Below are 6,844 nucleotides of genomic sequence, written 5' to 3' on the forward strand. Positions count from 1 at the left end.
GACGAAGACACCACACCCCTGGGAGTTTACGCGTGAAGAACAGGCATTCGAGTCACCGGTTCTGCGCGGCGTTGAGGGTCGCCGCCGCACTGGCGTGTTGTGCCGGCGCAAACGCCGCCGAAGGCGTCACCAACTGGCCAGACTGGCGCGGCCCCGCGGCGGACGGCCACAGCGCCGCGACGGGGCTCCCCCTGACCTGGTCCGAGACCGAGAACGTGGTCTGGAAGACCCCCCTCCATGACCACGGGTATTCGACCCCCGTCGCCTGGGACGGCCAGCTCTGGATGACCACGGCGAAGGAGGACGGCTCCATTCTCTACGCCGTCTGCGTGGACTTCGAGACCGGCGCGGTGGTGCACGACGTCGAGGTGTTCCGTCCCGAGAACCCGCAGCACAACAACCCCAACAACACCTACGCGACGCCGTCGGCCGTGGTGGAGGAGGGGCGGGTCTATGTCCACTACGGCACCCACGGCACCGCCTGCCTGGACACGAAGACGGGGGACGTGCTGTGGCGGCGGGCCGATCTGAACTGCGACCACATCCAGGGCCCCGTGTCATCGCCCATCCTCTTCGAGGACCTGCTCATCGTGCATCTCGAGGGCGGCGACGTGCAGTTCATCGCCGGCCTCAACAAGGCCACCGGGGAGACGGTCTGGCGCTACGACCGTCCGCGCGAGCTGTACGAGGGCGTGGAGCCCGCCTACCTGGTCAAATCCTACCAGACCCCCGTGATCGTCCAGGTCGGGGGCAGGCCCCAGATGCTCAGCAACGGTGCCCTCCTCGTGACGGGCCATGACCCGCGCACCGGCGCCGAGCTGTGGCGCGCCCGCTACCGCGACGACAGCACCATCTCCCGCATCGTCAGCGGCCTCGGCATCCACTTCGTCAACACCGGCGGCTCCCCCGACGCGCCCCACCTCTGGGCCATCCGCGAGGGCGGCTCGGGCGACGTCACCGACACCCATGTCGTCTGGAAGATGACCGAGGACGCCCCGCTCAAGGTGTCCCCCGTCCTCGTCGGCGACCTCCTCTACACCCTGACCGACCGCGGCGTGCTCCAGTGCGTCGAGGGAACGACCGGCGCCATCGTCTGGACCGAGACCATCCGCGGCGACTACGGCCCCTCGCTCCTCCACGCCGAGAACCGGATTTATATCCTCAACATGAAGGGGAAGACCACCATCATCGAGCCCGGCCGCGAATACCGCCCCCTCGCCGAGAACGCCCTCGACGGAAAGTTCGGCGCCTCCCCCATCGTGGTCGGAAAATCCCTCGTCCTCCGCAGCCGGACCCATCTCTACCGCATCGAGGGGGAATAGGGATAAGAGGATGAGATGCTGGGGACACGCGCCGAGGTGGCACGGGTCATCCGACCGATCAGTCGGATCCGACGGATCCGTCCGATGCTCCCTCGGAGGGGCGGGGAGCGCCGCCCCGCAGGCTATCGAAATAGGCCGGAGGCTCCAGCAACCCCAGCCGGTAATTCAAAACACGGTCAAACCCTCCCAGGAGCCGGCGGCGAGGTCCGGAGGAATTGCGCGCGAACGCGATCATCGCCGCAACCACCTGGTCATTGTCATACCCGATGTCGGGCAGCACATAGAACGCTGTCATCCGGGGGGCAAGGATTGCGCCGCGCATTCCCAGGTCAAACGGGACATCTGGCTGCATGATCGCTATCAAGTCGGGAATCGCCGATGAAGCCTCTCTTCCGAGAAACTGGAGCAGCGGCATGAAGACCTTTTTCGACTCCGCCTTTCTCATGGCGGCCGTCACATTGGCGGCAATCTCCGCACGGGAAACGCCCGCCTTGAGCATGAAGGGAATATCATCCATTCGCCCTTCCCGCCGCAGCGTGTTCAGCATCCTGTCCCGGACATCTTCCAATGGAATGCCGGCCGGCAGGGCGGCCTGCTGCGCCTGACAGGAGACGGTCGGGTTTTCATGGAAGATCAGGGACGTCAGTTCTTCGGAGCGGGCCTGGCAATGCTTTGCGAGGGCGGATGACAGGAAGGTGGGAACGGGGGGATCCGAGTATTTCGGCGCAAGCAGGATGTCGTTTCCCGAAGCGACGCGCGTCTTGAGGATGTGCAGAAGCAGGCTCTCCACACGGCGCGTTTCGTTCCTGGAGAAACGGGTGCTTAAAGAGGCGAAAATGCCGGCGCCCGCAACCCGGTCTTCCTTGTCAGAAAGGGCAGCCAGGACCGCCCGGCGAACCTTCCTGTCCTCAGGGGCGAGGGCGGGCAGCGCTTTCAACGCTGCGACGCGCAAATTCAAGTCCGCAGACGCTGTCAGCGAAAGAACACTGTCCAGCGCGAACCGGGCCCTCTCACCGCTTTGCGCCAGGGCCTCCAGAGTTTTTGCGCGCACCCGCGCATCGCCCCCCTCCAACCCCTCAGCGGCAACACGCAAGCTGTCGCCGCCGAGAGCGGCGAGGACGCCGGGCAGCCGGTCGGCGGCCGGGTGCGGAATGTTCCCGGAGGCGCGAAGCAGGTCCCGGTACCGTGCGGCGATCAGCGAGGCCGCCGAGGCGCTGGCCTTGCCCTGGGCCATCAGTCCCTCGGTGAAATCCTGCCCGCAGCCTTCCCCCTCCCACCCCAGGAGGGCGTCCAGAGACGCGGCGGTCACCCGGTCATCCTGGGGCAGCACCCTGGCGAGCGCGGCCGCCGCCGCACACCGGACCTCGGGGTCCGAATGCCTGAGGGCTGAGAAGAGTTCCGGCGCGGCTTCGGCGGCCGCTGCGCCCATTTCGCCGAGCCGCTGGATGGACAGCACCAGGAGCTGGGCGTCGTCTTTCTCCTGAAAAAGGCCCCGGAGTGTGTCCACCGTGAGGACTCCCTCAAAAGGGGGCGTTTTGAGCAAATGAAACGCCCCGTGGCGCACTTCCCAGTCGCGCGCATGCAGGGCTTTGAGCAGACGGGGGGCCGCCGGACGCGCCCGGTCGCCCAGCCCCTTCAGATAGCCAAGGCCGCGGAGCCTGAAGTATTGGAATTTGGAGTCCAGCAATCCTATGACGGTGAGGACATACTCCTCTTCGGGTGAGCGCGCCGCCGTGTCCGCCGGAGCGGGGCCGATGCCGGAAAGCCGGCGCAACACCTCCGACGCCTGCGGGAACAAGCCCATTCCGTCCTCTCCCGCAGCGTGCAGATGGGGGAATGCATACTCGCGAACATACGGGTCGGGAGAGGCAAGCAACTCGGATAGAAAGGCCCGTTTCTGATCCTGCTGGGCGGGCAGCACCGGAAATGCGAGCCCGAAAACCCCCTCATCAATCCCTCTTGCGGACCGTATGATGCCGCAGAAATAAGTGATGAGTTCCGGGGAAAGGGCGATATCGCCGGGGTCCACAGGCGGACGGGGCGATTTCTTGATGCTCCAGTCCAGCCCCTTTGCGACACAGGCTTGGACACGCACGCTGGGGTCGTTCAGGGCCTCCAGCAGTGCCGGCCGGATCCGTTCCGGGGGGAGACCGGTCATGCAGAGGGCGAAACCGAGTGTCATCCGCACCACTTCCGGGCCGTTCTTCAGCGCGTTGAGGCACGCGGGCAGCGCGGACTCCACACACGCCGCAGCCTCTGGCGTTTTGAACAGGGGGGCGCACAGGGCGTCGCATACAGCCTCCACGGCCACGCTCCGAACCTCCTTGTCCTCATCGCACAGCATGGCAAACGCGAGGGGCGCCGTTTCAGGCCCCAGATACAGAAGGGTCTGCGGCAGCCGTCGAGCGTAGAAGGACCGTTCCTCCGGCGAGGTCTGTTTGTATTCCTCCACCAGCAGCCGAACCACCTCCTGAAGGGGGGGAGGAAGCGTCGGCATTTCCGCAGGGACCTCGGGCCGGGCGGCCCCGCAGGCAGAAGACTCCCATTTGGAGAGCTCGCAGGGAAGGATGTACTCCGGGACGGCATAATGGCCCTGCGCCCAGCCGCAGCAGAGCAGCAACGCGGCCACCGGCCCCATCCAAGAACGTACCGCGCGCATAACATGCCTCCGATCCGCGAGGGACGGTTTTCACCGGGGGAAGAACACGCGGTCTATTCTGTCACGGGAGGCGACGGGCAGTCCAGCCTTCGGGAGCGCCGCACATCGCGCTGACGCCGGACACCAGAACACCCGTCTGACCGGTCGGACTTGTCGGACCGGTCCAACGGGCTGAGAACAGGCTGGTTTGCGGAGCGTGCTGCCCCCCCTACTCGCCTTTTTCCTGAAGTCGGATGAGGTTGAGCGCGCTGCCCGCCCGGTACCAGGCGATCTGGGCCTCGTTGTAGGTGTGGTTGACCGGGAACCGGTCCTCCGTGCCGTCGGCGTGGCGGAGGACGATGGTGAGCGGGGTGCCGGGGGTGAAGGCGTCGAGGCCGAGCACGTCCACAGTGTCCTCCTCGAGGATTTTGTCGTAGTCCGCCGGGTCGGCGAAGGTGACGGCGAGCATGCCCTGCTTCTTGAGGTTGGTCTCGTGGATGCGGGCGAAGCTGCGCACGAGGACGACGCGGACGCCGAGGTGGCGCGGCTCCATGGCGGCGTGCTCGCGGGACGAGCCCTCGCCGTAGTTCTCGTCGCCGACGACGACGGACCCCACGCCCGCGGCCTTGTGGGCGCGGGCGGTGGCGGGCACCTCGCCGTATTCGCCGGTGAGGGGGTTCTTGACGCAGTTGGCCTTGTCGTTGAAGGCGTTGATCGCGCCGATGAAGCAGTTGTTGGAGATGTTGTCGAGGTGGCCGCGGAACTTGAGCCACGGCCCGGCCATGGAGATGTGGTCGGTGGTGCACTTGCCCTTGGCCTTGAGCAGAAGCCGCAGGCCGCGCAGGTCGCCGCCGTTGGGCGGGAAGGGTTCTAGGAGCTGGAGCCGGTCGGAGCCGGGCCGCACGGCGACCTCGACCTTCGCGCCGTCGGCGGCGGGGGCCACAAAGCCCGGGTCGTCGCAGGAGAAGCCCTTCGCGGGCAGCTCGTCGCCCTTCGGCGGGTCGAGTTTCACGCGGGCGCCGTCGGCGGCCTCCACGGTGTCGGTCACGGGGTTGAAGCCGAGGTCCCCGGCGACGGCGAGGGCGGTGACGATCTCCGGAGACGCCACAAAGGCGTGGGTCTTGGGGTTGCCGTCGTTGCGCTTGGCAAAGTTGCGGTTGAACGACGTGACGATGGTGTTCGGCTCGTCGGCCGGCCCGGTGCGGTGGCGGGCCCACTGGCCGATGCACGGCCCGCAGGCGTTGGCCAGCACGACGCCGCCGATGGCGGCAAAGTCGTCCAGCAGCCCGTCGCGGCCGAGGGTGTGGCGCACCTGCTCAGAGCCGGGGGTGATGGTGAACTCGGCCTTCGCCCTGATGCCCAGGGCCTTGGCCTGGCGGGCGATGGAGGCGCAGCGGGCCATGTCCTCGTAGGAGGAGTTGGTGCAGGAGCCGATGAGGGCGACCTCCACCCGCTCCGGCCAGCCCTTCTCCTTCGCCGCGCCGCGCATTTCCGAGACCGGCGTGGCCAGGTCGGGCGTGAAGGGGCCGTTCAGATGGGGCTCCAGGGCGTCGAGGTCTATCTCGATGACCTGGTCGAAGAATTTCTCGGGGTGCTCCGCGACATCGGGGTCGGGGCGCAGGTTGGCGCGCTCGGCGCTGGCCGCGCGGGCCACCTCGGGGCGTCCCGTGGACTCCAGGTAGCGGGCCATGGCGTCGTCGAAGGCGAAAAGCGAGGTCGTGGCCCCGATCTCCGCGCCCATGTTGCAGACCGTGCCCTTGCCGGTGCAGGAGAGGGAGTCCGCGCCCTCGCCGAAATACTCCACAACGGCGCCCGTGCCGCCCTTCACCGTGAGGATGCCCGCGACCTTGAGGATGATGTCCTTGGCCGACGCCCAGCCGTTGAGTTTGCCGCGCAGGCGCACGCCGATGATCTTCGGGAATTTCAACTCCCACGGCATGCCCGCCATGACGTCCACCGCGTCCGCGCCGCCGACGCCGACCGCCGCCATGCCCAGCCCGCCCGCGTTGGGCGTGTGGGAGTCCGTGCCGATCATCATGCCGCCGGGGAAGGCGTAATTCTCCAGCACGACCTGGTGGATGATGCCCGCGCCGGGCTTCCAGAAGCCGATGCCGTACTTGTTCGACACGGAGGCGAGGAAGTCGTAGACCTCCTTGTTCGTCACGAGCGCCTCGGCGAGGTCCGCCGCAGCGCCCTCGCGCGCCTGGATCAGGTGGTCGCAGTGGACCGTGGACGGCACGGCGGCACGGGCCCTCCCCGCGCACATGAACTGGAGCAGGGCCATCTGGGCGGTGGCGTCCTGCATGGCGACGCGGTCCGGGGCGAAGTCCACATAGTCCTTCCCGCGGGCATAGGCGCGGGTCGGGGTGCCCTCCCACAGATGGCCGTAGAGAATCTTCTCCGCCAGCGTCATGGGCCGCCCGAGCACCTTGCGCGCCGCCGCCACCCGCCCGTCCAGCCGGGCGTACACCGACAGAATCATGTCCAGATCGAAAAGCATGGCTCTAACCCTCGTGTTGGCCCTGCCGTGGGCCCCATCCATGACCGTCCTCGGGGGAAACCCCCGGTCCGCCCCGCGCCATTCCCCGTGTCCAGCGTTAAATACTAGCACACGGGCCCCGCCCCCGGCGATGGCGCCGCCCACCCCGTCATGGCGAGCCCCTGACCGCCCGGGGGGCGGGAATGTCGTTGAAGAAAGGCGTGTCAGGCGTCAGATGTCGCGGGAGCCCCCGCACGTCCTTGGCGAGTCCGTCTGTCATGTGGAGTGCGGTGGCAGAGCGAAGCGGCGACACCGCTTTGCCCGGGGAGGATCCATGCCGCACCCCTCACGGCAGCTCTTTCCCGGGAACTAAAGCGGCGTCGTTGCCGCCGCACTCCAAAAGGA

At 67.4% G+C, this 6,844-nt stretch carries 3 protein-coding genes; 1 reads left to right on the forward strand and 2 read right to left on the reverse strand.

The features are described from left to right. Positions 1-32 precede the first annotated feature (32 nt). Positions 33-1,322: a PQQ-binding-like beta-propeller repeat protein gene (locus GXY15_10300; protein ID NLV41602.1), complete on the forward strand. Its 1,290-nt coding sequence runs from the start codon at positions 33-35 to the stop codon at positions 1,320-1,322. 58 nt (positions 1,323-1,380) lie between these two features. Here the strand turns inward: GXY15_10300 and GXY15_10305 are convergent, their stop codons facing one another. Both GXY15_10305 and GXY15_10310 read right to left on the reverse strand, forming a co-directional pair. After that, positions 1,381-3,960, reverse strand: coding sequence for a hypothetical protein (locus GXY15_10305; GenBank protein ID NLV41603.1), 2,580 nt, complete (start codon positions 3,958-3,960; stop codon positions 1,381-1,383). Between the two features lie 229 nt (positions 3,961-4,189). Next, positions 4,190-6,460 carry an aconitate hydratase gene (locus GXY15_10310; protein ID NLV41604.1) on the reverse strand — a complete coding sequence of 757 codons (2,271 nt, stop codon included), beginning with the start codon at positions 6,458-6,460 and terminating at the stop codon, positions 4,190-4,192. Positions 6,461-6,844 lie beyond the last annotated feature (384 nt).

Source organism: Candidatus Hydrogenedentota bacterium (genome assembly GCA_012730045.1).
GTDB lineage: Bacteria > Hydrogenedentota > Hydrogenedentia > Hydrogenedentales > CAITNO01 > JAAYBR01.

What these genes read in the sequence shown, in the direction of transcription:
- GXY15_10310 (NLV41604.1), bottom strand. Translation starts at nt 6,460, where the DNA reads ATGCTTTTCGATCTGGACATGATTCTGTCGGTGTACGCCCGGCTGGAC.
- GXY15_10305 (NLV41603.1), bottom strand. Translation starts at nt 3,960, where the DNA reads ATGGGGCCGGTGGCCGCGTTGCTGCTCTGCTGCGGCTGGGCGCAGGGC.